The organism is Kitasatospora sp. NPDC015121 (genome assembly GCF_055562955.1).
The window spans coordinates 1-1,591 of record NZ_JBVHEH010000103.1; the positions used below are offsets into that span (position 1 = coordinate 1).

General features: G+C 72.6%; 1 protein-coding gene. It reads left to right on the forward strand.

Features of this window, described 5'->3' with window-relative positions; all coding sequences use genetic code 11:
• A partial coding sequence (locus ACZ3J7_RS41030; protein ID WP_465628505.1) for an AAA family ATPase occupies positions 1–1,591 on the forward strand: 1,591 nt, incomplete at both ends.

Consider the following 1,591-nt stretch of genomic DNA (forward strand, 5'->3'; position numbering starts at 1 on the left):
CCGAGACCGGCAGGCTGTCGAAGACCGGCTCGGCGCATGGGCCGACGCGGACTACGAGTCCGGCCGCGGGAACTCGGTGCTGTACTGGGTCGGCCACGGCAGCGCCGACCACCTCGCCCACCACAGCACCCCCTCCCCGATCAGGTCGGGGGTGGGCCCGGCCGAGGTGGCCAACGCGATCGGCGCCCGCCAGCTCCACCCCGCCAACGCGGACAACTGGGCGATCGTGGTCCTGGACGCCTGCTTCTCCCGCGACTTCGCCCACGCCGTCCACCTGCACCTCCTGCAGCACCACCGCGACGCCGGGCGGTACCTGCTGCTGTCCACCGCCGCCAGGGGACCCGCCGAACTCGGCGACTTCACCCGCGCCCTGGAACGTGCCCTGACCAGTGCGTTTCCCGAGCGCGAGAGCATCGGCCTGGCCGAACTCGGCCAGGAACTCGCCCGCGACCTGGCCGGCTACCGTGCCGACACCGCCGACGACAGATGCGACCGGCTCGTCAACCACGAAACCGTCGCAGCGTTCAGCTCCTCCCTCGACCAGCTCGCCGAACTGCGGGCCGTCATCAACGACCTGCCCGCCGACGAACGACGCCACTTCGTCCCCAAGGCCTCCGGCGCCGAACTCGGCGAACTCGCCTGGTACTTCCACGGCCGCACCGTCCAACGCGAGCGCATCCTGCGCTGGCTGGCCACCGCCCGCCACGGCGCCCTGGTCGTCACCGGCCCCGCCGGCGCCGGCAAATCCGCCCTGCTGGGCCACGTCCTCCTCCACACCAACCCCCGCCTACGCGAGATCCTCACCCGCCACCGCCACCTCACCCCGCTCCCGCCCGGCACCCCCTGCCCCGACGACCCCTTCGACCTCACCATCCACCTCTCCGGCCAAACCCTCCACCGCACCGTCGAACTCATCGCCGACGCAGCCGGCCTCACCACCCTCGCCCACGAAGCCGCCACCGGACCCGCCACCACCGACCTCACCCACCGCCTGACCACCGAACTCGCCACCCGCCACACCCCGTTCACCCTGCTCTTCGACGCCCTCGACGAAGCCGACCAACCCCTGCTCATCGCCGACCAGATCCTGCGCCCCCTCGCCGCCCTGCCCACCGTGCGCCTGATCATCGGCACCCGCCGCTCCACACGCGAGGGCCCCGACCACCCCGCCCCCGCCGACACCGACCTCCTCGACGCCCTCCGCCCCCGCACCACCGCGGCCACCCCCGCACCAACTCACCCGGCCACCGCCCTGGAAGTGGTCGAGGTCGACCACGACACCGAAGCCCTCGCCGGATACCTGCGCGCCAAACTCACCACGGCCCGAAACCGCGGCACCCTCCACGCCGACGACACCGACATCGCCACCGCCACCCACCGCCTGGTCGCCGAACACCCCCACAGCGACGGCCAACGCCAGCAGTTCCTCTACGCCCGCCTCGCCGCCCACGAACTCCTGAACAACCCGGCCCTGATCACCGACCCAGGCCCTCTGGTCGGCCGCACCCACCGGGAGCTCTTCGACCGCGCCCTGGAGCGCCTGCGAGACGTCAACCCCCGCTACCTTCCGTTGCTGCAAGCCCTCGGCCTC